The following is a 25,672-nucleotide window of genomic DNA, read 5'->3' on the forward strand; positions in this document are numbered from 1 at the left end:
AGAGGTCGGTCATCGGATGAGTGCAGCCTAATGGGCCGGTTCGATCAGCGGGAGACCCGGTCACGGTGCGGCGGGTCGGGAGCCGCCGCACCGGGACCGGCCACGCCCCGTCAGCGGGTGGTCAGCCGTGCCTCGGCCGCCTCCCAGCGGGCGGTGCCGCCGCGCGGCGCGTACCGGGTCAGCGGCTGGGTGCGGGTGAGCAGCCGCCGCATGTCGGGCAGGTCGCCGACGGCACCGTGCGCGCGGGCCTGGACCAGTACGTTCCCGAGGGCGGCCGCCTCGGCCGGCCCCGCCACCACCGGCAGCCCGCAGGCGTCGGCGGTGAGCTGGCAGAGCAGCGCGTTGCGCGCGCCGCCGCCCACCACGTACACCGTGTCCACCGGATGGTCGGCGAGCCGCTGCGCCTGGACGACCGCCCGCCGGTGGGCCAGTGCCAGCGAGTCGAGAATGCACCGGGTGATCTCACCGGGCGTCCGCGGCACCGGCTGCCCGGAGGCCCGGCACGCCTCGGCGATCCGTTCCGGCATCCGCCCCGGTGCCAGGAACCCGGCGTCCCCCGCGTCCACCACCGACCGCAGCGCCGGTACGGCGGCCGCCGCCCGCAGCAACCCGCTTAGCTCCGGGTCGCCCCAGGCCCGTACGCACTCCTGGAGCAGCCACAGCCCCATGATGTTGCGGAGATAGCGGACCGTGCCGTCGAGTCCCAGTTCGTTGGTGAAGTTGGCGGCCCGGCTCCGCTCGGTCAGCACGGGTGCCGTCAGCTCCAGCCCGGCCAGCGACCAGGTGCCGGTGCAGATGTAGGCGAACCGCTCGCCGAGCGCCGGTACGGCGGCGACCGCCGACGCCGTGTCGTGCGAGCCGACGGCGGTCACCGGCACGGGTCCGGCCAGCCCCGTCTCCTCCAGCACCTCGGGGCGCAGCACCCCGGCCGGATCCCCGGGCCGCCGCAGCGGCGCGAACAGCCCGAGGTCGATCCCCAGCCGGTCCGCGACCTCGTACGACCAGTCGCGCGTCCGGGGGTCGATCAGCTGGGTGGTGGAGGCGTTGGTCAGCTCGGTGCCCTGCTCGCCGGTCAGCCAGTACGACAGCAGGTCGGGGATGAGCAACAGCCGCTCGGCGTGCGCGAACTGGGCGCTCGACCGCGCGGCCACCAGCTGGTAGAGGGTGTTGAAGGGCGCGTACTGGAGCCCGGTGCGGGCGTACAGCTCCGCGGCCGGCACGCTCGCCCACACCTTCTCGGCGACCCCCTCCGTGCGGGTGTCCCGGTAGTGCACCGGGTTGCCGAGCAGCGCCCCGTCGGCGTCCAGCAGGCCGTGGTCCACGGCCCAGCTGTCGATGCCGACCGAGTCCACCTGCCCCGCGGCCCGCAGACCGTCCAACACCCCCGCGTACAGCGCGAGTACGTCCCAGCGCAGCCCCTCCGGCACTCGCACCGGCCGGTTGGCGAACCGGTGCGCCTCGGCCAGCTCCAGCGAGTCCGGGCCCACCCGTGCGACCATGACCCGCCCGCTGGACGCGCCCAGGTCGACCGCCGCGTACGCCTTCGGCGCGCTCATCGCAGGAACGCGGCCGCCACACCCGCGTCGACGGGCACGTGCAGCCCGGTGGTGTGGGTGAGTTCGCCCCCGGTCAGCGCGAACACGGCGTTCGCCACATGCTCGGGCAGCACCTCGCGCTTGAGGATGGTCCGCTGGGCGTAGAACTCGCCCAGCTTGGACTCCTCCACCCCGTACACCGCGGCCCGCTGGGCCCCCCACCCGCCGGCGAAGATCCCGGATCCCCGCACCACACCGTCCGGGTTCACGCCGTTGACCCGGATCCCGTGCTCCCCCAACTCGGCGGCGAGCAGCCGCACCTGATGCGCCTGATCCGCCTTCGTCGCGGAATAGGCGATGTTGTTGGGACCGGCGAACACGGCGTTCTTCGACGCGATGTAGACGATGTCACCGCCGATCCCCTGCGCGATCATCACCCGGGCGGCCTCCCGCGACACCAGGAAGGAGCCGCGGGCCATGATGTCGTGCTGCAGGTCCCAGTCCCGCGCCGAAGTCTCCAGCAGCGGCTTGGAGATGGAGATCCCGGCGTTGTTGACGACGAGGTCCACCCCGCCGAAGGCCAGCGCGGCGGCCCGGAAGGCCGCGGCGATCTGCTCCTCGTCCGTCACGTCGACGGTGACGGCGACGGCCCTGTCGGCCCCGCCCAGCTCCTCCGCCACCCCGGCCGCGCTCTCCGCGTCGAGGTCGGCCACCACGACACAGGCCCCCTCGGCCACCAGCCGGTGCGCGATGGCCTTCCCGATCCCGCTGCCGGCCCCGGTCACCAGCGCCACCCGGGTCGCCAGCGCCTTCGGCCTCGGCATCCGCCGGAGCTTGGCCTCCTCCAGCGCCCAGTACTCGATGCGGAACTTCTCCGACTCCTCGATGGGCGCGTACGCCGACACGGCCTCGGCGCCGCGCATCACGTTGATCGCGTTCACGTAGAACTCGCCCGCGACCCGGGCGGTCTGCTTGTCCTTCCCGAAGCTGAACATGCCGACGCCGGGTACGAGCACGATCGCCGGGTCGGCGCCGCGCATGGCGGGGGAGTCGGGCAGGGCGTGCCGCCGGTAGTAGGCGGCGTACTCCTCCCGGTACGCGGCGTGCAGCTCGCGCAGCCGCGCGACCGCCTCGTCCAGCGGGGCGGTGGCCGGAAGGTCGAGCACGAGGGGCCGTACCTTCGTCCGCAGGAAGTGATCCGGGCAGGAGGTGCCGAGCGCGGCGAGCCGCGGGTGCTCCGCCCGCGCCAGGAAGTCGAGGACGACCTCGGAGTCGGTGAAGTGGCCGACCTGCGGCCTGTCCTCGGAGGCGATCGCCCGGACGTACGGCGCGAGCGCCGCGGCCCGCTCCCTCCGCTCGTCCTCGGGCAGGGCGCCGTACCCCTCGACGGCGGGCCCGAAGGGCTCGGGCCTGCCGCGCTCGGCGAGGAACGCCTCGGCGGTGCGGATGATGTGCAGCGAGTTCCGCTCGCACTCCTCGGAGCTGTCGCCCCAGGCGGTGATCCCGTGCCCGCCGAGGACGCACCCCACGGCCCGAGGGTTGGCGGCCTTGACGGCGGCGATGTCCAGGCCGAGCTGGAACCCGGGCCGACGCCACGGCACCCACACCACGGTGTCCCCGAAACACTCGGCGGTGAGCTTCTCCCCGTCCGCCGCACACGCCAGCGCGATCCCGGAGTCCGGGTGCAGATGATCCACGTGCGGGGCGTCGACGAGCCCGTGCATGGCGGTGTCGATGGAGGGTGCGGCACCGCCCTTGCCGTGCAGGCAGTAGTCGAACGCGGCGACCATCTCGTCCTCGCGCTCGACGCCCGGATAGACACCGGCGAGCGCCCGGAGCCGGTCGAGCCGCAGCACGGCCAGTCCTGATGCGGTGAGTGTCCCGAGATCCCCACCGGACCCCTTCACCCACATCAGCTCGATATCGCCGCCGGTCACGGGGTCGGTGGCGGTGCCTTTGGCGGACGTGTTGCCGCCGGCGTAGTTGGTGTTGCGGGGGTCGGCACCGAGGCGATGGGAGCGGGAGAGGAGGGCGGCTGCTTCGGGGTGGGTGGTCACAAGAATTCCTGATTCGTTGAAGGAGCGGGACTGCAACGCGCCCCTTCAGGGGCGCTGGGGGAGGAACTGCGCGACCAGCCACATCCGGCCCGCAGTCCGCGACGAAACAGTTCAGGGCAGATGCTTACGCACCCCAACCAGCCTGCTGTCCTCCGACTCGCTCAGCGACAATCCTCTCGGCCCACCCGGACCGGGCGTACGCCCCCAGGGGGTCAGGGTCCAACCCCATCTCGCCCCGCACCTCCCTGAGCAACGGCCGCACATCCGTGTCGTACGCATCCATCAACACCGCATTCGCCCCCAGCACGTCCCCGGAGGCCTGCGCCTCCGCCAACGCCCCCCGGTCCACCAGCAACGCCTTCGCCGTGGCCTCCTGCACGTTCATCACCGACCGGATGATCGCCGGGATCTTCGCCTCGATGTTGTGGCACTGGTCGAGCATGAAGGCCACCTCGGAGGTGAACCCACCCCCGCGCACCACCTCGCACATGATCCGGAACAGCTGGAACGGATCCGCGGCCCCGACCATGAGGTCGTCGTCCGCGTAGAACCGCGAGTTGAAGTCGAACCCGCCGAGCTTCCCCTCCCGCAGCAGCGTGGCGACGATGAACTCGATGTTGGTGCCCGGCGCGTGGTGACCGGTGTCGACCACGACCTGCGCCTTCGGCCCCAGCTTCAGACAGTGGGCGTAGGCCGTCCCCCAGTCCGGCACGTCCGTCGTGTAGAAGGCCGGCTCGAAGAGCTTGTACTCCAGCAGCATCCGCTGCCCGTCGCCGAGGCGCGCGTACACCTCGGCCAGCCCCTCGGCCAGCCGGTCCTGCCGCCCTCGGATGTCGTCCTGGCCCGGATAGTTGGTGCCGTCCGCGAACCAGAGCTTCAGGTCGCGCGACCCCGTCGCGTCCATGATGTCGACGCACTCCAGCAGATGGCCGACGGCCTTGCGGCGGACCGCCGCGTCCGGGTGGCAGATGCTGCCCAGCTTGTAGTCGTCGTCCTGGAAGGTGTTGGAGTTGATCGTCCCCAGCTTCAGCCCGCGCTCCTCGGCGTGCTTGGCCAGGTCCGCGTATCCGTCGGAGCCGTCCACCTTGTCCCAGGGGATGTGCAGCGCCACCGTCGGCGCGGCCCCGGTCACCGCGTGGACCTGCGCCGCGTCGTCCAGCTTCTCCTTCGGCGAGCGCGGCACGCCCTGCTGGGCGAACACCTTGAAACGGGTCCCCGAGTTTCCGTACGCCCACGACGGCGTCTCGACGGCCTGGGTCTTCAGCGCGGCCTTCACCGCGACGAGGTCGGTCACTTAGGGGCTCCCGGAGTGAATGATGAAACGATTCAGAACGGCAAAGTATGAGTCCGCCGAAAGGGTGTCAAGCGTTCCGACCAACCCCGCCCTCCGTGACTCCGCCGTGACCTTAGGCTATCGAAATTTTTTCGATACGGACCCATTGACGTGACATGCCCGTGGTGTCTACGGTCCCGGCAATCCAGTTGAAACCTTTCACGACGCGGTGAGGGCGGCCAGTGCCGTCCCGCCGGTGTCGTCGAGGAGCCCCCATGACCCACCCGTCCGACACGGGACCGGCCCCGGTGCTGGCGCTGAAGGACGTCTCCAAGTCCTTCGGCGCCGTCCGCGCCCTGCGGGACGTCTCCCTGGAGCTGTTCCCCGGCGAGGTGCACGCCCTCGCCGGGGAGAACGGCGCGGGCAAGTCGACGCTGATCAAGACTCTCGCCGGAGTGCACCGGCCGGACGCCGGCCAGGTGCTGCTCGACGGCGGGCCCGTCGTCTTCCACGGCCCCGGCGACGCCCGCGACGCCGGAATCGCCGTGATCTACCAGGAACCCACGCTCTTCCCCGACCTGTCGATCGCCGAGAACATCTTCATGGGCCGGCAGCCCCGGCGCGCCCTCGGCCGGATCGACCACAAGGCCACCCGCACGGCCACCGCAGCCCTGATGAAGCGGCTCGGCGTCGCCCTCGACCCCGACCGCCCCGCCCGCGGTCTGTCCATCGCCGACCAGCAGATCGTCGAGATCGCCAAGGCGCTCTCCTTCGACGCCCGGGTCCTGATCATGGACGAGCCGACGGCGGCCCTCACCGGCAGCGAGGTCGCCCGCCTCTTCGGCGTCGTGCGCACCCTGCGCGACCAGGGCGCCGCCGTCCTGTTCATCTCGCACCGCCTGGAGGAGATCTTCCAGATCTGCCGGCGCGTCACCACCCTCCGGGACGGCGCCTGGATCGCCAGTGAACTCGTCGAGGGCATGACCGAGGACGACCTCGTCCGCCGGATGGTCGGCCGCGACCTGGACGAGCTCTACCCCAAGCAGGACGTACAGGCAGGCGAAGTCGCCCTCGCCGTACGGCGGCTGACCCGCGAGGGGGTCTTCACGGACGTCTCCTTCGAGGTCCGGTCCGGCGAGATCGTCGGCCTCGCCGGACTGGTCGGCGCCGGCCGGACCGAGGTCGCCCGCGCCGTGTTCGGCGTCGACCGCTGGGACGCCGGCGAGGTCGAGGTCAGGGGACGGAAGCTGACCAACGGAGCGCCCTCCGTCGCGATGTCCGCCGGCCTCGCCCTCGTCCCCGAGGACCGGCGCGCCCAGGGCCTCGTGATGGACATGTCGATCGAGCGGAACATCGGCCTCACCGGACTGCGTACGACCGTGCGGGCGGGCCTCGTCGACCGGGGCGCCGAACGCAGCCGCTCCCTCGACTGGGCGGTCCGGCTCCAGGTGAAGTACGCCCGGATCGCCGACGCCGTCTCCACCCTCTCCGGCGGCAACCAGCAGAAGGTCGTCCTCGCCAAATGGCTCGCGACCGGGCCGCGGGTACTGATCGTCGACGAGCCGACCCGAGGCATCGACGTCGGCACCAAGGCCGAAGTCCACCGGCTGCTCGGCGACTTGGCAGCCGACGGGGTCGCCGTCCTGATGATCTCCTCCGACCTGCCCGAGATCCTCGGCATGGCCGACCGCGTGCTGGTGATGCACGAGGGCCGGATCACTGCCGAGATCCCGCGCTCCGACGCCACCGAGGAAACCGTGATGGCCGCAGCGACCGGGAGGGCCGCCGCATGACGACCACCGCTGTGGGGAGGGCCGCCGCATGACGGTGACCACCTCCGAACAGACCCCCGTCGCCGAGACGCCCGAGTCCGCCGGGACCCGGCTCGTCGACCGTGTCTTCAGGATGCGCGAACTCGCCATCCTCGTCGTCTTCCTGGTGATGATCGCCGTCACCCAGGCCGGCAACAGCCAGTTCCTCTCCGAACAGGGCATCAAGGACCTGCTGCTCAACGCGACCATCCTGGTGCTGGTCGCCACCGGCCAGTCCCTGGTGGTGATCACGAGGAACGTCGACCTGTCCGTCGGCTCCACCCTCGGCATCACCGCCTTCGCCGCCGGCGACTACCTGCACGGCGGCGGCAACCCCGTCGTCGCGATCCTGCTGGCCGTGCTCCTCGGCATCGGCTGCGGACTGCTCAACGGCCTGCTGGTGAGCCTCGGTCAGGTACCCGCGCTCGTCGTCACCCTCGGCACGCTGTACATCATCCGGGGCGTCGACTCCATCTGGGTCGGCTCCCGGCAGATCACGGCCGCCGACCTCCCCGCCTCCTTCGTCGACTTCGGCTCCGGCGGCCTGGCGGCGATCCCCTGGCTGGCCCTGATCGCCCTCGCGGTGCTGGTCGCCACCGCCTACTACCTCAAACACTTCGGCAGCGGACGGGAGTTGTACGCCCTCGGCTCCAACCCCGAGGCCGCCCGGCTGGCCGGCATCCCGGTCCGCAGGCGGATCCTCACCGCCTACACCTTCTGCGGCGCCCTCGCGGGCCTCGCCGGGGCGATGTACCTGGCCCGGTTCGGGAACGTCGACTCCGGCACCGGCACCGGCTACGAACTCACCGTCGTGAGCGCCGTGGTCGTCGGCGGCGTGGTCTTCACCGGCGGCTCCGGGAGCGTGTACGGCGCCGCGCTGGGCGCGCTGCTGCTGACGTCCGTCAACAGCGTGCTGCCGGCCCTCGGGGTCAGCTCCGTGTGGGTCCTCGCCATCAACGGCGTCCTGCTGCTGCTCGCCATCGCCGTCGACCGGATCGTCGCGCTGCGGGTGGCCTCCGCCCTGAAGAAGAGGAGCACCCGCCATGCCTGACTCCCTGACCCGTGCGGTCCGCTGGGACACGGTCGTCGGCGCGCTGCTGATCGTTCTCCTGCTGCTGTCGTTCGGCCTCGTCGACGGCTTCGGGAACTCCCTCAACCTGTCGTTCCTGATCGGCAACACGCTGCCCATCGCGCTCATCGCGCTGCCGATGACGCTGCTCGTCGTCGCAGGCGAGATCGACCTCTCGGTCGCCTCGACCGCCGGGCTCTCGGGCGCCGTCATGGGCAGGCTCTGGAACGAGGGGATGGCGATCGAGACGATCATCCCGTTGTGCCTGCTGCTGGGTGTGGTCTGCGGGCTGGTCAACGGCCTGCTGGTGACCCGGCTCGGCCTGCCGTCGCTGGCCGTCACGATCGGCACACTCGCGGCCTACCGGGGCATCGCGCAGATCGTGCTCGGCTCCGACGCGGTGACCGACTTCCCCACGCAGTACCTGGACTTCGCGGCGGGGCGACTCGGCGGCACGTTTCTGCCGCGGGCCTTCCTGCCGTTCCTGGTGCTGCTGGTGATCGCCGTGGTGGTGCTGCACGCCACGCCGTTCGGGCGGTCGCTGTTCGCCGTGGGGGCGAGCGAGGAGGCGGCGCGGTTCGCCGGGATCCGGGTGAAGCGCAACAAGCTGATCCTGTTCGTGGCGACCGGGTTCATGGCCTCGCTGACCGGGATCTTCTGGGCGCTGCACTACGCGAGTGCGCGGTACGACAACGCGACCGGGCTCGAACTCTCGGTTGTGGCCGCGGTGTTGCTCGGTGGCATCGACTTCGACGGGGGGCGCGGAACGCTGGGCGGGGCGATTGCCGGGGTGTTCCTGCTGGGGGCGTTGCAGAACGTGATGAGTCTGCTGAACGTGTCCGCGCAGTCCCAGATTGTTGTGACCGGTGTGTTGCTTGTTGTCTCGGTGCTCGGGCCGAGGGTTGCCCGGCAGATCTCTCTTGCAAGGCACAGGGCGGCCAACACCGTCTGAATGCTGCGGGCCGTATGTGGCCGGTCGCGCAGTTCCTCCCCCAGCCTCCGGCCGGGGGACCCCCAGCGCCCCTGAAAGAAAAAGAAGGGGCGCTTCCAGAGCCGTTACTTCAGAAGGAACCCGTCATGCGTAAGTCGTCCCTTCGGTGTGCCTGTGTGACCCTCGCCGCCGTGTCCTCGCTCGCCCTCGCCGCCACCGCCTGCGGCGGCACCACCAAGAACAACTCCGGCAGCGACGAGTCGTCCGCCGCCACCTCCACCGCCAAGGCCGACCCGAACGCCGCGCTGAAGAAGGGCCTCACCGTCGGCTTCCTGCCCAAGCAGGTCAACAACCCCTACTTCACCTCCGCCGACAAGGGCGGCGAGCAGGCGCTCACCGAACTGGGCTCCAAGTACAAGGAGGTCGGTCCCTCCAGCGCGACCGACACCTCCGGGCAGGTCTCGTACGTCAACACCCTGACCCAGCAGCAGGTGAACGCCATGGCCGTGTCCGCCCAGGACCCCGGCGCCCTGTGCACCGCGCTCAAGCAGGCCATGAGCAGCGGTATCAAGGTCGTCACCTACGACTCCGACACCAACGCCGGCTGCCGCAACGCCTTCGTCTCGCAGGCCAGCGCCGAGGACCTCGGCCGTACCGAGGTGCAGCTGCTCGCCGAGCAGATCGGGTACAAGGGCCAGATCGCGATCCTGAGCGCCGCGCAGACCGCGACCAACCAGAACACCTGGATCGGGTACATGAAGGAGGAGCTGAAGGACCCGAAGTACAAGAACGTCAAGCTGGTCAAGGTCGCCTACGGCAACGACGACGCCCAGCAGTCCTTCCAGCAGACCCAGGGCCTGCTCCAGCAGTACCCGGACCTCAAGGGGATCATCTCCCCGACCACCGTCGGCATCAAGGCGGCCGCCCAGTACCTGTCCGGCTCCAAGTACAAGGGCAAGGTCAAGCTGACCGGTCTCGGCACGCCCAACGACATGCGCCAGTACGTCAAGAACGGCACCGTCGAGGGCTTCGAGCTGTGGGACCCGGCCAAGCTCGGCGACCTGGCCGCCCGTACCGCCGTCGCGCTCGTCTCCGGGCAGATCACCGGCAAGGAGGGCGAGACCTTCAAGGCCGGCGACACGACCTACACCATCGGCAAGGACGGCGTGATCAACCTCGGCAAGCCGACCGTGTTCGACGCGAAGAACATCGACCAGTTCAACTTCTAGAGCGGGAGCGGTACTTCATGCAGCGCGTCTGTTTCCTCCTCAAGGTCCGGCAGGACCGGCTCGCCGAGTACCGCGAACGCCACGCCGCCGTGTGGCCGGAGATGCGCGCGGCGCTCTCCGCCACCGGCTGGCACAACTACTCGCTCTTCCTGCGCGACGACGGCCTGCTGGTCGGCTACCTGGAGACCGAGGACTTCGCGGCGGCCCGCGCCGGCATGGAGGCCACCGAGGTCAACTCCCGCTGGCAGACCGAGATGGGCCCCTTCTTCGAGGCCCTCGACGGCGCCCGTCCCGACGAGGCGATGAAACCGCTCACCGAGGTGTTCCACCTCGCCTGACCCGTCCCCCCTTCCAGGAGCCGCTCGTGAAGAGACGTACCGTGCTGGGTGCCGCCCTCGTCGGAGCCGTGGCCACCCCCGCACTCGCCGCCGGCACCGCCCGCGCGGCCGACCCAGGACCGTCGGTGAACAAGCAGCAGAGCACCCAACTGGACTCCCAGGCCGTCTTCTTCGTCTCCTACGACGGCCTGGTCAACAACAACTCTTTCCAGAAGAACGGCCTGTTCACGTACAACGGCTACCAGTACGCCGGCTGGTACACCTCGACCGGCTCCGCGGTGATCGGACGCCGGGTGCTGGGCGGGTCGTCGTGGTCGACCGTCACCCTCGCCCACCAGCTCAAGTCCAGCGACTCGCACAACGTGATCTCCATGGGCGTGTCGAAGACCGACGGCCGGCTGCACATCAACATGGACTCGCACAGCGACGGCTTCTTCTACGTGAAGTCGGTGGCCGGACTGCTCGACAACCCCGGCTCCACCGCCTGGACCTCAGCCGTCTTCGGTGCCGTACAGATGTCTCTGGACGGAGTCTCGCTCACCTCGCAGTTCACCTATCCGCAGTTCGTCTCCACGCCCGAGGGGAGGCTCCAGCTCAGCTACCGGGTGGGGATCTCCGGGAACGGCCGCAACGCCCTTGCGGAGTACGACGGTTCGGGCTGGACCGCGCTCGGGGAGTGGAGCAGCTCCACCGGGACGTACACCAGCGAGCACGGTTCGTCGACCGCCCGCAACATGTACCTGCACGGCATCGACTACGACGTCAACGGGCGGCTGCACTCCTTCTTCACCTGGCGCGAGCAGAGCGCCGCCGTGATGTGCAACAGCGGCGGCATCACCAACCACGACACCGGCTACGTCTACTCCACGGACCGCGGCCGGACCTGGCGCAACGACGCCGGCGCCCTGGTCGCCACCACCGGCAGCTCGGACACCGTCGCCGTCACCGACTCCGGGCTGGTCGTCGACGCCCTCAACCCCGACCACTCCCTGATGAACCAGGAGAGCCAGTGGACCGACTCCACCGGCCTCCCGCACGCGGTCATCAGCTACGTCCCCGGCCGCTTCGGCCAGTGCACCACCGACTACGTCGCCGACCGCACCGCGCACGGCCGCGCCTTCCACCTGCGCAAGAACTCCTCCGGCACCTGGCAGAAGACCGAGATCCCGGTCGCCCTGAACTCCACCCAGCGCACCAAGCTGGTCCTGGACAGGTACGACAACGCCTACGCCGTCTTCCCCCGCGGCCGGATCGCCGGCGCGTCCAAGGCCTCCGGCTACTCCGACTGGGCGCTGCTGTACGACGGCAGCGACCTGAACGCCTTCGGCGAGGTCGTGATCGACGAGCTGCGTGTCAGGGCGGACGGCGTGCTGTCGTTCATGTACCAGGAGACGTCGAGCGGCACGACACCCTCCGCGCTCCATGTCGTCGACTTCGCCCTGCCCGCCTGACCCGGACCGGTGTGCGAGTCATGTCGTAATGTGAAGCCCTTCCGGATGTGCCCTTCCGCGTGGTGAAGGCGCCGTCCATGTTTCCTGGAGGTCTCGACCGATGGCCCAGTCGGTGGGTATCAAGGACGTCGCCCGCGCCGCCGGAGTCTCGGTGGGCACGGTCTCGAACGTCATCAACCGCCCTGACACCGTCGCCGGCGAGACCCGGGCGCGGGTGCAGTCGGCGATCGACCGGCTCGGCTACGTCCGCAGCGAGTCGGCACGCCAGCTGCGCGCGGGCCGTAGCAGGATCATGGGCCTGCTCGTCCTCGACATGGGCAACCCCTTCTTCGTGGACGTGGCCCGGGGCGCCGAGCGGGCGGCCCGGGACGCCGGGCTCGGCGTGATGGTCTGCAACAGTGCGCAGAACGCCGGCGAGGAGGCCGAGTACCTCTCGCTCTTCGCCGAGCAGCGGGTGCGCGGCGTCCTGCTCACCCCGGCGGACGCCACCGGCCGCAACATCGAGACCTTCCGTCGGCACGGCATCCCCTTCGTGCTGGTCGACCGGGTCGCCGAGGGCACCACCGAGTGCTCGGTCAGCGTGGACGACGTGGCGGGCGGCGCGCTGGCCGTGCGCCACCTCGTCGATGCCGGGCACCGGTCCATCGCGTACGTCAGCGGGCCGCCCGGCTTCAACCAGGTCCGCGACCGCCGCACGGGCGCCCTGAACGCCCTTGCCGAGGCGGGGCTCGGCCCCGACGCGCTGCGCGAGCTGCCGACCGAACGGCTCGACGTGGCCGCCGGGCGGGACGCGGGCGCCCGCCTGCTCGGCCTCGCCGACCGGCCCACCGCCGTGTTCTGCGCCAACGACCTCCTCGCCCTCGGGGTCCTGCAGGCCATGTACGCGGCCGGGGTGGTCGTCCCGGACGACCTCGCGATCGTCGGCTACGACGACATCGAGTTCGCCGCCGCGGCCGCCGTGCCGCTGACCTCGGTCCGCCAGCCCGCCGTGACCATGGGGGCCATGGCCGCGGACCTCCTCCTGGAGGAGACCGAGGAACGGGACGGACCCGCGGCGCACGAGCACCGCCGGGTGGTGCTCCAGCCGGAGCTGGTGGTGCGGCGCTCCAGCCTCGCCACCCGCTGATCGGTTATTCAGTAACGATTTCATGATCCCGGGGGCGGATCCGCCGGGGACATGTGCTGAACTGGGACGCGACCATCCGTCCGTCCCGGGAGAACCGTTGAGCCTCAGCTACCGCCAGCCCGGCGTCGTCCTCACCGACCGCCACTTCACCGTCCCCCTCGACCACGCGGACCCGGACGGCGAGACCATCGAGCTGTACGCCCGGGAGGCGGTCGCGAGCGACAAGGCGGACCGGGAGCTGCCCTGGCTGCTGTATCTGCAGGGTGGTCCCGGATTCGGAGCGAATCGTTTCGTCGGGCGGCAGGCCTGGCTCGACCGGGCCCTGCAGGACTACCGCGTCCTCCTTCTCGACCAGCGCGGCACCGGCCGCTCCACCCCCGTCAGCCGGCAGACCCTCCCGCTGCGCGGCGGCCCGGCCGCCCAGGCGGACCATCTGGCCCGCTTCCGCGCCGACTCGATCGTCCGGGACTGCGAGGCGATCCGCCCGCAGGTCACCGGCGGCGCCCCCTGGACGACCCTCGGCCAGAGCTTCGGCGGCTTCTGCACGGTGACGTACCTGTCGTTCTTCCCCGAGGGCCTGAAGACCTCCGTGATCACCGGCGGCCTGCCCTCCCTGGACGCGCACGCCGACGACGTCTACCGCGCCGCCTACCCGCGTATCGAGCGCAAGGTCGCCGCGCACTACGACCGCTACCCGCAGGACGTCGAGCGGACCCGCCGGATCGCCGAGCACCTCCTGGAGCACGAGACCCTGCTGCCGAACGGCTACCGGCTCACCGTGGAGGCCTTCCAGTCCCTCGGCCTGATGCTGGGCACCGGCGACGGCAGCCACCGCCTGCACTTCCTCCTGGAGGACGCGTTCGTCCGCACCCCGGCCGGCCTTGAACTCTCCGACGCCTTCCAGGAGCAGGTCCAGGGCCTGCTGTCGTACGCGAGCAACCCGCTGTACGCCCTGGTCCACGAGCCGGTCTACGGCCAGGACGCCCGCCCCACCGCCTGGGCGGCCGAGCGGGTCCGTGCCGAGTTCCCGCAGTTCGACGCGGCCAAGGCGCTCGCGGGCGACGCCCCGGTGCTGTTCACCGGGGAGACCGTGCACCCCTGGATGTTCGAGACCGACCCGGCCCTGCGGCCCCTGAAGGCGGCGGCCGACCTGCTCGCAGCCCGCACCGACTGGCAGCCGCTGTACGACCCGGCCCGCCTGGCCGCCAACGAGGTCCCGGTCGCCGCCGCCGTCTACCACGACGACATGTACGTCGACGCCGGGCACTCGCTGGCGACCGCCCGGGCCGTCCGGGGCCTGCGCACCTGGGTCACCGACGAGTTCGAGCACGACGGACTGCGCGTAGGCGCCCCCCGGGTCCTGGACCGGCTCCTCGCGCTCGCCCGCGACGAGGTGTGACCGCCGCCGGTAAAACCGGTTGCGGGTGCGTCGGGCCCGCATAGTCTGCGGTCGTGGACGAACGGGGGACACGAACGTCATGACCATGGACACGGAACTGCTGGCCGTCCGCTTCCAGGAACACCGCGGTCGGCTGCGCGCGGTGGCCTACCGGATGCTCGGCTCCCTCGCCGAGGCCGACGACGCCGTCCAGGAGGCCTGGCTCAGGCTCGGGCGCACCGGTGCGGACGAGATCAGGAACCTGGGCGGCTGGCTGACCACGGTGGTCGGCCGGGTCTGCCTCGACATGCTGCGCTCCCGTACGGCGCGCCGCGAGCAGCCGATCGACGAGACCTTCGTCCCGGACCTGCTGATCAGGCCGCTGTCGGGCATCGACCCCGAACAGGAGGTGCTGGCGGCGGACTCCGTCGGGCTCGCCCTCCTCGTCGTCCTGGACACGCTGGAGCCCGCCGAGCGGCTGGCGTTCGTCCTGCACGACCTGTTCGCGGTGCCCTTCGACGACATCGCGCCCGTCGTGGAACGCAGTTCGGCGGCCACCCGCCAGCTGGCCAGCCGGGCCCGCCGCCGGATCCAGGGGGCCTCCCCGTCGGCCGACCCGGACCTGGGCAGGCAGCGCCAGGTCCTCGACGCGTTCCTGGCCGCCTCCCGGGGCGGCGACTTCGAGGCACTGGTCGCGCTGCTCCACCCGGACGTGGTGCTGCGCGTCGACTCGGGCGCGCTGGTGCGCGGGGCAGCCGCGTCCAAGGTGGTGCGCGGGGCAGCCGCGTCCAAGGTGGTGCGCGGGGCGCGGTCGGTGGCCGAACAGGCGCTCACCTTCCGGCAGTTCGCGGACGCGGCGCAGCTCGCGCTGGTCAACGGCACCGTCGGCATGGTCACCGCGCCCGGGGGACGCCCGCTCTCCGTCATGGCGGTCACCGTCGTGGACGGCCGGATCACCGAGATGTACATCCTGGCCGACCCCGAGCGGCTCGACCGCCTGGACTTCACCGGGGACGAGGACTGACGGACACTCAGACGGCGGCGGCCGGGGGCCTGCGGGGGCTCACGGTCCGTGAGTTCTCGTTCCGCGGCCGGCTCCCGATCAGTAGCGGGCGGTGCTCGCCAGCAGCGGCGGATACACCGCGCTCGGCACCCCGTCGACCGTGGCGCCCGCGTACTTGAGCATGGCGCCGACGCTGTGGTTGAGGTCGTGGGGGAAGCCGAGTGCCGGGGCGGACACCTCGTCGAGGCGGGCCGTCTGCGCCGGTGTCAGGCGGACGTCGAGGGCCGCGACATTGGCCTCCAGGTGGGCGTGGGTGCGCGGGCCGATCAGGGTGGAGGTGACGCCGGGGCGGTTCTGCACCCAGGACAGGGCCACGGCGGCCGGGCTCGCGCCGGTCTCCTCGGCGACGGCGGCGAGCGTCTCGATCACGGTGAACTGCTCCTCGGTCGGCTGCCCGAGGACGGCCGACCGCTTCGCCTCGGCCGGTGCGGACCGGTCCCTGCGGTACTTCCCGGAGAGGAAGCCGCTCTTGAGCGGGGACCAGGGCAGCATCCCCATCCCGGCGTCCTGTGCGAGCGGGATCAGCTCGCCCTCGATGGTGCGCTCCAGCAGCGAGTACTCCATCTGCAGCGCCGTCACCGGCGTCCAGCCGCGCAGCAGCGCCGTGGTGTGGGCCTTGGCGGTGAACCAGGCCGGGGTGTCGGAGAAGCCCACGTAGCGGATCTTGCCGGCCGTCACCAGGTCGTCGAGCGTCCGCAGGGTCTCTTCGACCGGGGTGGAGCGGTCGTGGTTGTGCAGCCAGTACAGGTCGACGTAGTCGGTGCGCAGCCGGCGCAGCGAGTCCTCCAGCTGGGCGACGATCGCCTTGCGGCCGGCGCCGCCGCCGTTGGGGTCGCCCAGGTGCAGGTTGCCGAAGAACTTGGTGGCCAGCACCAGGCGGTCGCGGCGGCCGGGGCGGGCGGCCAGGAAGTCGCCGAGGATCGCCTCGGAGTGGCCGTTGGTGTAGAAGTTCGCGGTGTCGACGAAGTTGCCGCCGAGGTCGAGATAGGTCTGGAGGATCTTCTCCGACTCCTCGACCGAGCAGCCGAAGCCGCCGTCCTCGCCGAAGTTCATCGCGCCGAGGCAGAAGGGGCTCACCTTGAGGCCGGACCGGCCGAGACCGACGTACGAGTCGAGTGCCATGAAATGCTCCGTGGAAGATGCGTGGGGAATACGACTCTTCGAGCAAACCAGGCTGAGCTGCGGGAACGTTAGGGCGATCACACCGGTGGCTTGCACGATCCTGCCGGGTTTCCGAGCTGCCGGGTTTCCGGGTGGGGGAGAGGGGGGAGGGCGTTGCGGCCGTCCCCCGGCCCGCGTTTGAATCGGGGGCGTGTCCCTCGACGAACTGTGCGCCCTGATCGACCGGCACGCCCCGCGCGACGCCGACGCGGTCCCCGCGGTCGACGGCCTGATGCTGACCCGCGCCGAACGGCCCACCGGGCCGCGCTCGGGCATCGTGGACCCCGTCCTCGCCCTGGTCGCCCAGGGCGCCAAACGGCTGACGCTGGGCGGCCGGATCTACGACTACGAGGCGGGCCAGTACCTGGTCGTCTCGGTCGACCTGCCGGTCAGCGGTCAGTGCACCCGGGCCAGTCGCGAGACGCCGTTCCTGGGGTTCGGCTTCCGGCTGCGGCCCGCGCGCATCGCCGCCCTGCTCCTGGAGACCGGCACCGACCCGCACGCGGGCGGGGTGCGCCGCCGTACCGATCTGCCCGCGCTCGCGGTCGGCGAGGCGCCCGCCGACCTGGTCGACGCCGCCTGCCGGATGGTCCGGCTGCTCGACCGGCCCGCCGACATCCCGGTGCTCGCCCCGATGATCGAGCGGGAGATCCTGTGGCGGCTGGTCACCGGGGAGCAGAGCACGCTGGTCCGGCAGATCGGGCTCGCCGACAGCAGGCTCACCCAGATCGGGCGGGCCGTCCGCCACATCCGCGAGCACTACACCGACACCCTGCGTGTCGAGGACCTGGCCCGGCTCTCCGGGATGAGCGCCTCCCCGTTCCACCGGCACTTCCGCGCGGTCACCGCGATGACCCCGATCCAGTACCAGAAGCACATCCGGCTCCAGGAGGCCCGGCTGCGCCTGATGAGCAGCACCGAAGACGTGTCCGACGTGGGGTACGCGGTCGGCTACGACAGCGCCTCCCAGTTCAGCCGCGAGTACCGGCGGCAGTTCGGCCGGCCGCCGGGAGCGGACGCGGCCCGGCTGAGAAATTCGGACGAGGGCGTCCTCGCCGGTCAGTAGGCTGACCGGGTGCCAGAACACATATCCGAACAGGCTCGGCTGCGCGGGGACTGCGCCCGCTGTTTCGGGCTCTGCTGTGTCGCCCTGCCGTTCGCCGCGTCCGCGGACTTCGCGGTCGACAAGCCCGCCGGAAAGCCCTGCCGCAACCTCGGCGGCGACCACCGCTGCGGCATCCACGCCGAACTGCGGCAGCAGGGGTTCAGCGGCTGTACGGTCTACGACTGCTTCGGCGCCGGGCAGAAGGTCTCCCAGGTCACCTTCGGCGGCCGGGACTGGCGCGGCGGGTCCGCCGAGGAAGCCCGCCGGATGTTCGACGCGTTCCCGGTCGTACGGCAGCTGCACGAACTGCTCCGGTATCTGACGGAGGCCCTCGGCCTGGCCGCCGCCCGCCCCGTCCACGACGAGCTGCGCGCGGCGCTGCGCAAGACCGAGCAGCTGAGTCTCGGTACGCCCGAAGAGCTGGCCGCCCTGGACGTCGCCGCCCACCGGCAGGAGGTCAACGTGCTGCTGCTGCGGACCAGCGAGCTGGTCCGGGCGGGGGTGCGCGGCCGGAAGAAGGACCGGCGGGGCGCCGACCTGATGGGCGCCCGGCTCCGGGGCGCCGACCTGCGCGGGGCGAGCCTGCGCGGCGCCTACCTCATCGCCGCCGACCTCACCGGGGCCGATCTGCGGGACGCCGACCTGATCGGCGCCGACCTCAGGGACGCCGACCTCCGCGACGCGGACCTCACGGGCGCCCTCTTCCTGACCCAGCCCCAGCTCGACGCGGCGCGGGGCAACGCGGGGACACGGCTGCCGGGGTCAGTCACCCGCCCCGTGCACTGGACAGCCGTCGCCGTTCTCTGACCCGGGTGCGTCCGGCACGGTCACCGGCGCCGGGGCGGGGGTGCGCCGCTCAAGGCGCAGCCGCAGGCCGTCCGGCATCAGCGTCAGCCGCTCGGTCACCCGCAGCCGGTAGTCCGGGTCGGCGCCGAGGCCGTAGCGGCGCAGCAGCAGGCCGAGGACCAGGGTGGCCTCGTGCAGCGCGAACTGGCGGCCGATACAGGCGCGCGCGCCCGTGCCGAAGGGTTTGAAGGTGTGCGGGGCGCGGCCGCGGGCCGCCTTCGCCTCGAACCGGTCCGGGTCGAAGCTCTCGGCGTCCGGGCCCCACACCGCGGGGTCCCGGTGCAGCATCGGCGTCAGGACCAGCGCCCAGGCGCCCCGGCGCATCGGGTGCCCGCCGGCCAGCACGGTGTCCCGGCGGGCCTCGCGGGCGAAGGCGGGAGCCGTCGGCCACAGCCGCAGCGACTCGTCGAGGATCCGGCGCACGTAACGGAGTCTGGCCACCTGGTCGTAGCCCGGCGCGGGCGTGTCGCCCCATACGCGGTCCACCTCGGCGGCCGCCCGGGCGGCGATCTCCGGGTGCAGGGCGAGGTAGTGCAGGGCGAAGGAGAGCGCGCCCGAGGTGGTCTCGTGGCCGGCCACCAGGAAGGTGATCACCTGCCGTCGTACGTTCTCGGCGGAGAGCCGCTCGCCGGTCTCCGGGTGGGCCGTGTCCAGCATCCGGTCGAGCAGGTCGCCCTCGCCGCGGCCGGTCCTGCGCCGCTCGGCGACGAGGTCGTCGACCGTGCGGTTGAGGAAGTCGATGTCGGCCGCGTTGCGCCGGGCGGCCTGCCGCAGCATCAGCGGGGCCAGCGGCCCGGGCACGCTGTTCAGGCGCTGCGCGTAGGTGAGCGTGCCGATCATCGCGGTGACGAAGGGGTGCGGGCGGTCCCGCTCGAACGAGCCGAAGTCGTGCCCGAAGCCGGTGCGGGCGATCGTCTCCAGGGTCAGCTTGGTCATGTCGCCGGGTACGTCCACCCAGCGGCCGGCGGCCAGCTCGCGGTCCCAGTGGTCGGTCAGCCGCCCGGCGACCGCCAGCATCATCGCGTGGTAGCCCTCCATGGCCTCCCGGCTGAAGCCCGGGGCCAGCACGTCGTGCGCCAGCTGCCAGTTCGGCTCGTGGTTGTAGGCCGTGAACAGGCCGTCCCCGGCGACCGGGCGGAGATTGGCCACCCCGAGCCCCACGTGCTTGGCGAACCGCGACTCGTCGGCCATGTCGGTGGCCGGTTCGGCGCCCCACACGAACACGAACTCGTTGCCGAACGCCTTGCGCCGGAAGACCGGGCCCAGCTGCCCGCCGATCCGCATCGAGTCCTGCAGCGGGGTGCGCCGGTTCACGCCCAGGACGTCGCCGAGGAGCGGCAGGCGGCGCGGCGGGTGCGGGATGCGGTGCAGTTCGGGCCAGCCCTGCTCGGCGCCCCGGAACCCCTTCGGCAGCGGGCCGTCCGTCCCGGTCCCCGGCTGCGCGGCCGTCTCCGCCATGACGCGATCTCCCTCGGTGCTGCGGCACGTCGATCTCGTTGTACGTGGGTTCAATAGGCGGTGTCAGTCTCGTCCCGTTGTTGAACCCGCGTCAAGTAAGGTGCGGACATGGTTCCGGAGCAGGGTGAGCGCAGCCGCCGCAGACTCAGCACCGCGGCCCGCCGTGAGCAGCTCCTCTCGGTCGGGGCCAGGCTCTTCTCGGAGAGCCCGTACGACGACGTGTGGATCGAGCAGGTCGCCGAGATCGCGGGGGTCTCCCGAGGTCTGCTGTACCACTATTTTCCGACGAAACGTGATTTCTTCGCGGCGGTGGTGGCGCGCGAGAGCGAGCGGATGCTGCGGATGACGGCGGCCGAGCCGGGCGTGTCCGCCCGTGACCAGCTCACCGCGGGCCTCGACGTCTACCTCGACTACGTCCAGACCCATGCGCACGGCTTCCGCGCCTTCCATCGCGCGGAGGCCTCCGGCGACCAGGCCGTGCGCCGCGTCTACCGGCAGGCCCAGGCCGCCCAGGAGCGCCAGATCCTCGCCGCCCTCGCCGCCGACCCCGAGTTCGGACCCGCCCTCGACCGGCGCCCCGACACCCGGCTCGCGGTGCGCGGCTGGCTCGCCTTCACCACCCACGTCTGCCTGGAGTGGCTGCGCACCGAGGAACTGACCCGGGAACAGGTGCGGGACCTGTGCGCGCGGGCCCTGCTGGGCGTCATCTCCTGACTGCCCCGGCTCCCTTCCCTTCCCCTCCCCCGCTCCCTTCCCCTCCCTGTCCTTCACCTGTGCGATGCGCTCCGTGCTTGGCGTACACCCCGATCTTCGATAAGTTAGGTGAGCCTTACCTAAGGAGGATGCGGGATGGGTGACGAACAGGCAGCCTGGGCGGCCGGACCCGGTGCGGCGGAGCAGGCCCGGTCCCTGCTGGCCGTCGCGTGGTCGTGCATGGTGACCGCGGACGGCGGACGCGAGGAGTACGTCGGCGCGCACGCCGTCGCCGACGACGGCCGGGTACTGCTGCACGTGCCCGAGGACAGCGCGCTGCTGACGGCCGCGATCTGCGCCCCGCGCGGCGAACCGGCCGCGGTGCTGGAGTTCGCCGACGTGGCGCCCGTCCCGGTGCGGGGCCGGATCCGGGCCCGGCTCTGGATGGCCGGCTGGTTCGCCCCCGTCGACGAACACCTCGTCTTCCACCCCACCCGGGTGGTGCTGCGCAGGCCCTCCGGCGCGGTGGTCGTCGACCTCGACGAGTTCGCCGCCGCCCGCCCGGACCCGCTGGCCGGCGCCGAGGCCAAACTGCTCACCCACCTCGCCGACTCCCACCCGGACGCCGTCGAGCGGCTCACCCGGCTCGTCGAGCCCGAGAGCCTGCACGCCGCGACCCGCGTGCAGCCGCTCGCCGTGGACCGGCACGGACTGACCCTGCGCATCGAGCGCACCCGCGCGCACGGCGACGTACGGCTCGCCTTCCACGCGCCGGCCGACGACATCTCCCAGCTCACCGAGCGCATGCACGTCCTGCTGGCCCAGGCGAGCGCGGCCGCCTCCTGCCCGCGGACGCTACAGCGGCAGCGCGCAGACGGCGACCGGTGACGCGAACGGCTCGCCCGCGAGCCGGAGTTCACCGGTGTCGGGGTCGACGGTGAAGACGCTCACGGTGCCGGACCGCTGGCTGGCCGCGAACAGCAGCCGGCCGTCGGGGGAGAAGGCGATCTGCCGCGGGAAGTCCCCGTGCACCGGCACCGTGTCCAGCAGCCGCAGCCGGGCCCCGGCGGCCTCGACCGCGTACCTGGCGAGCGTGTTGGCGCCCCGGTTGGCCAGATAGGCGTAGCCGCCGTCCGCGGTGACGAGGAACTGGGCCGGGTAGTTGGTGGTGCCTGCGGCACTGCCGGAGGACTGCGGCGCGCCGATCGTCAGCCGGCCGGTGGCCGGGTCGTAGCCGCAGACGGCGACCGTGTCGCCCACCTCGTCGGCCAGGTACGCGTACCGTCCGCCCGGATGGAAGGTCAGGTGGCGCGGTCCCGCCCCCGGCTTCGTGTGCGCCTGGGCCACCTCGGTGAGCGTGCCCCGTGCGGGGTCGAGACGGTAGCTGTAGACCGTGTCGGTGCCCAGGTCCACGGCGAGGACGTGGCCGCCGTCCGGGCTGGTGATGAACTGGTGCGCGTGCGGCCCCTGTTGACCGGGCCCGGGGGCCGGACTGGAGTGCGCGACCAGGGCCGTGCGCTCGCCGAGGGCGCCCGAGGCGTCGATCGGGTGCACGGCCACGCTGCCCGAGGTGTAGTCGGCGCTCAGCAGCCAGCGGCCGGTGGGATGGACCGAGAGGTGACAGGAGCCCGCTCCGCCCGTGCTCCGGCTGCCCAGGATCTTCCGGTCCGCCAGGCGTACGGCGGTCACGCTTCCGTCCGTACGCTCGTTCACCGCGTAGAGCGTGCGGCCGTCCGGGTGGACCGCGAGGTACGACGGGTCGGCGACCCCCGTGAGCGTGCCGGCGCCGGTGATCGCCCCGGTCGCCGGATCGTAGGCGACGATGCCGATGCCGGTGCCGCCGCCGTCCACCGAGGTGTAGGTGCCGAGGTAGAGCGGGCGGGACGCCGGGGGTGTCTGCGCCGGGGTGACGGCCGCCGGGCGCGCCGCCCGGTGCGGCCGCTCCACGGGCGGTGCCGCGGGCGCCGGGACCGCGACCACCGCGGCCGTGCCCGCCAGCGCGCCGACGAACCGGCGCCTGCTCCAGCCGCCGCGCGTCCCTTCCGTACCACTGCCCATGCCACGCACCTCAGGTCGTGAGTCACCCCGGACCTGACACACCTTGACGTGGACCACGGGGGCAGCGCAAGAAAGGCAACAGCCGTTGCATCCAGTGCAACGGTGTCACCAGTCGCCGTCCTCCACCGGCTTGCCCGGTGCGTCCTTCAGAGGCATCACCTGCCCCTGGGCCGGCTGCTGCCAGGGCTCCAGATCGTCGCCGAGCCAGTCGCCGACCGGCTTGACCGCCTCCAGGGCGTCCGTGGGGGCGAGATCCCGGGCGTCCTGGTCGTAGTAGTCGTACCAGGGCAGCCCCGCGCGGGTGTACGCCGCCCGGTCCACCGGCGACGGCGGGGGCGCCTCGCCCGTGATGCGGTGCCACTGCGGGGGCGTGACCAGGTGCACGAAGACGCGCCCGGCCGGCGTCTCGGCCCAGTCCCCGAGCGGCCGGTCGTCCTCGTACACCTCCTGGCGCATCGAGCCGCCGACCCCGAGGCCCATCCCGGCCGACCTGGCGGCCGGGGCCGCGCCCGGGGCGGGGGCGGGGAGGGCGGACATCATCGGCAGGGCCGCGCCGACGCCGCCGGCCGGCCCGCGCATGCGCTCCCGCCGCAGCCGTTCCTGCCGCAGCCGCTCCTGGCGCCGCCACTCGGCGAGCGGGCCGTCCCGGAGGGTGAAGGACTGCAGCTGCACCCCGCCCCACACCTCCTCACCGGTGACCTGCCCCTCCACCGTCGCGCCCAGCCCGAGCGGCACCGCCACGAACTGGCGCACCGTGCCCTTTCCGGAGTTGATCCCGTCCAGCCACGGCTGGCGCGGCAGGACCAGATAGTTCTGCGGCTTCCGGGACAGCCGGTCGCGCCACGGCTCGCCGGACACCGCGCACACCTTGCCCACGCCGACCTGGAGCGCGGCCGGTTCCGTCGTGCCCGCGAAGCTCAGCCACATCGCCTCGCGCAGGTACACCGGCAGCATCACCCTGCCCCGCGCCCGCCACTCGGCCGGAGCCGTCTCCGGGTAGTCGCCCACCCGCCGGACCGGGAAGTCACCCAGCCCCGGCGGCAGCGGATGCGTGCCCGTCTCCGGCAGCCGCAGCGTGCGCACGAACCGCACCGCCACCCCGCCCGGCAGCCGCAGTGTGTTCCCGTCGATCCGTACCGCCGTGTCCGTCATCGGCGTGCCCCCTTCCCCGTCCTGGAGGGAGAACGCGCCGCACCACCGGCCCGGTTCCGCCGCAGCAGCTCCGGTACGCCCACCCGCTCCCGCAGCCAGGTCAGCCGCGGCCGCCTGGCGCGCTGCTCGCCGGAGACCCGGTCCAGTTCCTCCAGCAGCCGGCGGGTGCGGTGCTCGGTGTCCAGCTCGTCGAGGAGCCGGTTTACCTCGGTCAGGACGGCGCCGAGCAGCTGCCAGTTCCGGTCGTCGCGGCGGATCTCCTCCTGGAGCAGGTCGGCGAGCTTGTCGCGGGTGCCGGACGCGGTGTGCAGCTCGGCGGCGAGCCGGGCCTCGGCCGACTCGGCGTTCTCGCTGATGCTGGTGGTCACCAGCACCGCGAAGCTGACCACGGCGTCGGCGATCTGGGAGAGCAGCTGCTCGACGGCCGCACCGGCGTCCGACGCGAAGAGCGGTTCGGGCTCGCGGGCCTTGGCCAGGTCGGTGAAGGTGCGGGCCAGCACGCGCAGCACGACCGTGCAGATCTCCAGCGTGTCCAGGCCGGTGCGCAGCACCACCCGGTGCAGCAGGCCCTCCCTGACCCGCGGATTGAGCCGCAGACTGTCCTCCGCCTGCCGCAGCGCCGCGTCCACCTCGACGATGGCATGGTCCAGGCGACGGGCCTCGTGCAGCCGGGCGGCGGCCTGCTGCCAGGGCATGATCTCCGCCGCCTCCTCACCCATCCGCAGCATCAGCTGGCGCAGCCGGCGGGCCAGGCCCTCGATCGACTCGCCGGCCTCGTCCACCCACACCGGGGGCGGGAGCAGGAGGTTGCAGCCCATGCCGACGACGGCGCCGATCAGGGTCTCCACGATCCGCGCCCACGCGGTACTGCTGATCGTGGTGACCCCGAGCACCAGCATGGCGCTGATCGCCACCTCGGGGATGTACTCGTCGACGCGCACCAGGTGCCCCACCGCCAGTGACGCCACGATCAGCAGGGCCAGGCTCCACCAGGTCAGCCCCACCAGCTGGCTGAAGGCGATGGCGACCAGCACCCCGGCCACCACCGAGTTGACCCGGCGGAAACCGTTGGTCAGCGTGGCGTACAGGGTCACCTGGACGACCAGCAGCGCGGTCAGCGGGGCGGTCAGCGGTGCCGGTTCGGGGCTCAGGTGGAGTGCGACGACGTAGGCGATCGTGGCCGCGGTGGCCGACCGCAGCGTCTGGACGACCACCGGGTCCCGGTGCCGCCGCAGGAGTCGGGACAGCCCCTCGGCCCACTTCCGTACGTTGTGCATCCCTTGGCCTGTTCCCACTCGTGCGTCACGGCGAACGTGTTCTCCGCAGATCCTCGCGCGCCGGTGGCTGCTTGACCAGAGCCGATTACGGAGGGTTTCCGGCCCGGTACCCGCGCCCCGGAAACCGAACGCCGGGCCGACGCGTCTTCTGCGTCCGAGGTGCTGAACGGTCGGGCGGGGCGGAAGGGTTGAGGCATTGAACATCGGCGCGGTGCTGTGCGCGGTGGCCGGTCTGGGGCTGCTCGTGGCCGCGGTCCACGAGGGCCGCGTGGTCCACCGTCTGCGGCGGCACGGGGTGCACACCTGGGGGCTCGTCGTGGACAACGTGCGCACCACGGACAGCGACGGGCCGAAGTGGGTCCCGGTCATCGCCTTCACGGACCGCCTCGGCTACCGGGTGGAGTTCTCGCCGCGGGCGCAGGGCACCGGCATGGGGCTGGCGACGGGACGCCAGGTGGAGGTCGTCTACCTGGCCCAGAACCCGCAGGTCGCCCGGGTACGCATGTGGCGGCACGTCGTCGGTCCGGTGGTGTTCCTGACGTTCGGCGCGCTGGTCTTCCTGGGTTTCGGGGTGCTCATCGCCGCGACGAGCTGACCCCCACGGCGAAACGGCCGCGACCGGGCCGGCGGTGATCGGCTAGGGTCGGCCGGCATCGGTCCG

At 72.0% G+C, this 25,672-nt stretch carries 22 protein-coding genes; 14 read left to right on the forward strand and 8 right to left on the reverse strand.

Going from position 1 to position 25,672, the window contains the following annotated elements; translation table 11 throughout:
* Window positions 1-110: 110 nt before the first annotated feature.
* The 3 genes from ACFZB3_RS05115 to rhaI form a co-directional block, all read right to left on the reverse strand.
* Window positions 111-1,556, reverse strand: coding sequence for an FGGY-family carbohydrate kinase (locus ACFZB3_RS05115; RefSeq protein WP_391369931.1), 1,446 nt, complete (start codon window positions 1,554-1,556; stop codon window positions 111-113).
* Window positions 1,553-3,592, reverse strand: coding sequence for a bifunctional aldolase/short-chain dehydrogenase (locus ACFZB3_RS05120; RefSeq protein ID WP_391369934.1), 2,040 nt, complete (start codon window positions 3,590-3,592; stop codon window positions 1,553-1,555). Before ACFZB3_RS05120 ends, ACFZB3_RS05115 begins: the two co-directional genes overlap by 4 nt.
* 124 nt (window positions 3,593-3,716) lie before the next feature.
* Window positions 3,717-4,886: an L-rhamnose isomerase gene (rhaI, locus tag ACFZB3_RS05125; protein ID WP_391369936.1), complete on the reverse strand. Its 1,170-nt coding sequence runs from the start codon at window positions 4,884-4,886 to the stop codon at window positions 3,717-3,719.
* Between the two features lie 254 nt (window positions 4,887-5,140).
* Here rhaI and ACFZB3_RS05130 point away from each other — a divergent pair, with 254 nt between their 5' ends.
* The 9 genes from ACFZB3_RS05130 to sigJ all read left to right on the forward strand — a co-directional run bounded on the left by ACFZB3_RS05130 (window position 5,141) and on the right by sigJ (window position 15,222).
* Window positions 5,141-6,658 (forward strand): ATP-binding cassette domain-containing protein, encoded by a 1,518-nt coding sequence (locus ACFZB3_RS05130; RefSeq protein ID WP_391369939.1) that lies wholly within the window; start codon window positions 5,141-5,143, stop codon window positions 6,656-6,658.
* Window positions 6,659-6,686: 28 nt separating this feature from the next.
* Entirely contained in the window at window positions 6,687-7,727 is a 1,041-nt protein-coding gene (locus ACFZB3_RS05135) for an ABC transporter permease (RefSeq protein ID WP_391369942.1), read from the forward strand.
* The gene (locus tag ACFZB3_RS05140; RefSeq protein WP_391369945.1) at window positions 7,720-8,697 is read left to right on the forward strand and encodes an ABC transporter permease; all 978 of its coding nucleotides are present in this window, start codon (window positions 7,720-7,722) and stop codon (window positions 8,695-8,697) included. Before ACFZB3_RS05135 ends, ACFZB3_RS05140 begins: the two co-directional genes overlap by 8 nt.
* Before the next feature lie 125 nt (window positions 8,698-8,822).
* Entirely contained in the window at window positions 8,823-9,905 is a 1,083-nt protein-coding gene (gene rhaS, locus ACFZB3_RS05145; RefSeq protein ID WP_391369948.1) for a rhamnose ABC transporter substrate-binding protein, read from the forward strand.
* Between the two features lie 17 nt (window positions 9,906-9,922).
* Window positions 9,923-10,243 carry an L-rhamnose mutarotase gene (locus ACFZB3_RS05150; RefSeq protein ID WP_391369950.1) on the forward strand — a complete coding sequence of 107 codons (321 nt, stop codon included), beginning with the start codon at window positions 9,923-9,925 and terminating at the stop codon, window positions 10,241-10,243.
* 26 nt (window positions 10,244-10,269) lie between these two features.
* A complete protein-coding gene (locus ACFZB3_RS05155; protein WP_391369953.1) occupies window positions 10,270-11,694 on the forward strand; it encodes a BNR-4 repeat-containing protein in 1,425 nt (474 codons plus the stop codon).
* A gap of 100 nt (window positions 11,695-11,794) precedes the next feature.
* Window positions 11,795-12,820, forward strand: a complete 1,026-nt coding sequence (locus ACFZB3_RS05160) for a substrate-binding domain-containing protein (RefSeq protein WP_391369956.1) — start codon at window positions 11,795-11,797, stop codon at window positions 12,818-12,820.
* Between the two features lie 97 nt (window positions 12,821-12,917).
* A complete protein-coding gene (locus ACFZB3_RS05165) occupies window positions 12,918-14,219 on the forward strand; it encodes an alpha/beta fold hydrolase (RefSeq protein ID WP_391369959.1) in 1,302 nt (433 codons plus the stop codon).
* 79 nt (window positions 14,220-14,298) lie between these two features.
* On the forward strand, window positions 14,299-15,222 hold the full coding sequence (gene sigJ, locus ACFZB3_RS05170; protein ID WP_391369962.1) for an RNA polymerase sigma factor SigJ: 924 nt from the start codon (window positions 14,299-14,301) through the stop codon (window positions 15,220-15,222).
* Between the two features lie 78 nt (window positions 15,223-15,300).
* Here sigJ and ACFZB3_RS05175 read toward each other — a convergent pair whose 3' ends face one another.
* On the reverse strand, window positions 15,301-16,383 hold the full coding sequence (locus tag ACFZB3_RS05175) for an aldo/keto reductase (RefSeq protein WP_391369965.1): 1,083 nt from the start codon (window positions 16,381-16,383) through the stop codon (window positions 15,301-15,303).
* A 190-nt stretch (window positions 16,384-16,573) separates the two neighbouring features.
* Between ACFZB3_RS05175 and ACFZB3_RS05180 the strand changes: the two genes are divergently transcribed.
* Window positions 16,574-17,488 (forward strand): AraC family transcriptional regulator N-terminal domain-containing protein, encoded by a 915-nt coding sequence (locus ACFZB3_RS05180; RefSeq protein ID WP_391369968.1) that lies wholly within the window; start codon window positions 16,574-16,576, stop codon window positions 17,486-17,488.
* 9 nt (window positions 17,489-17,497) lie between these two features.
* Entirely contained in the window at window positions 17,498-18,334 is an 837-nt protein-coding gene (locus tag ACFZB3_RS05185; protein ID WP_391369970.1) for a pentapeptide repeat-containing protein, read from the forward strand.
* Here ACFZB3_RS05185 and ACFZB3_RS05190 read toward each other — a convergent pair.
* Window positions 18,290-19,831: a cytochrome P450 gene (locus ACFZB3_RS05190; RefSeq protein ID WP_391369973.1), complete on the reverse strand. Its 1,542-nt coding sequence runs from the start codon at window positions 19,829-19,831 to the stop codon at window positions 18,290-18,292. The genes ACFZB3_RS05185 and ACFZB3_RS05190 overlap by 45 nt on opposite strands.
* A 108-nt stretch (window positions 19,832-19,939) precedes the next feature.
* Between ACFZB3_RS05190 and ACFZB3_RS05195 the strand changes: the two genes are divergently transcribed.
* Both ACFZB3_RS05195 and ACFZB3_RS05200 read left to right on the forward strand, forming a co-directional pair.
* Window positions 19,940-20,545, forward strand: a complete 606-nt coding sequence (locus tag ACFZB3_RS05195) for a TetR family transcriptional regulator (protein ID WP_391369976.1) — start codon at window positions 19,940-19,942, stop codon at window positions 20,543-20,545.
* A 135-nt stretch (window positions 20,546-20,680) separates the two neighbouring features.
* The gene (locus ACFZB3_RS05200) at window positions 20,681-21,412 is read left to right on the forward strand and encodes a DUF2470 domain-containing protein (RefSeq protein WP_391369979.1); all 732 of its coding nucleotides are present in this window, start codon (window positions 20,681-20,683) and stop codon (window positions 21,410-21,412) included.
* Here the strand turns inward: ACFZB3_RS05200 and ACFZB3_RS05205 are convergent.
* The 3 genes from ACFZB3_RS05205 to ACFZB3_RS05215 form a co-directional block, all read right to left on the reverse strand.
* The gene (locus ACFZB3_RS05205) at window positions 21,380-22,582 is read right to left on the reverse strand and encodes a beta-propeller fold lactonase family protein (RefSeq protein ID WP_391369982.1); all 1,203 of its coding nucleotides are present in this window, start codon (window positions 22,580-22,582) and stop codon (window positions 21,380-21,382) included. The two genes, ACFZB3_RS05200 and ACFZB3_RS05205, sit on opposite strands and share 33 nt — an antisense overlap.
* A 105-nt stretch (window positions 22,583-22,687) precedes the next feature.
* The gene (locus ACFZB3_RS05210; RefSeq protein WP_391369985.1) at window positions 22,688-23,734 is read right to left on the reverse strand and encodes a hypothetical protein; all 1,047 of its coding nucleotides are present in this window, start codon (window positions 23,732-23,734) and stop codon (window positions 22,688-22,690) included.
* Window positions 23,731-25,011 (reverse strand): FUSC family protein, encoded by a 1,281-nt coding sequence (locus ACFZB3_RS05215; protein WP_391369988.1) that lies wholly within the window; start codon window positions 25,009-25,011, stop codon window positions 23,731-23,733. The genes ACFZB3_RS05210 and ACFZB3_RS05215 overlap by 4 nt, the downstream gene beginning before the upstream one ends.
* A gap of 196 nt (window positions 25,012-25,207) precedes the next feature.
* On the opposite strand from ACFZB3_RS05215, the gene ACFZB3_RS05220 reads away from it, so the two are divergent.
* On the forward strand, window positions 25,208-25,606 hold the full coding sequence (locus ACFZB3_RS05220) for a DUF3592 domain-containing protein (protein ID WP_391369991.1): 399 nt from the start codon (window positions 25,208-25,210) through the stop codon (window positions 25,604-25,606).
* Window positions 25,607-25,672 lie beyond the last annotated feature (66 nt).

The sequence above is a fragment of the Streptomyces sp. NPDC008092 genome, from assembly GCF_042957285.1.
Lineage (GTDB): Bacteria > Actinomycetota > Actinomycetes > Streptomycetales > Streptomycetaceae > Streptomyces.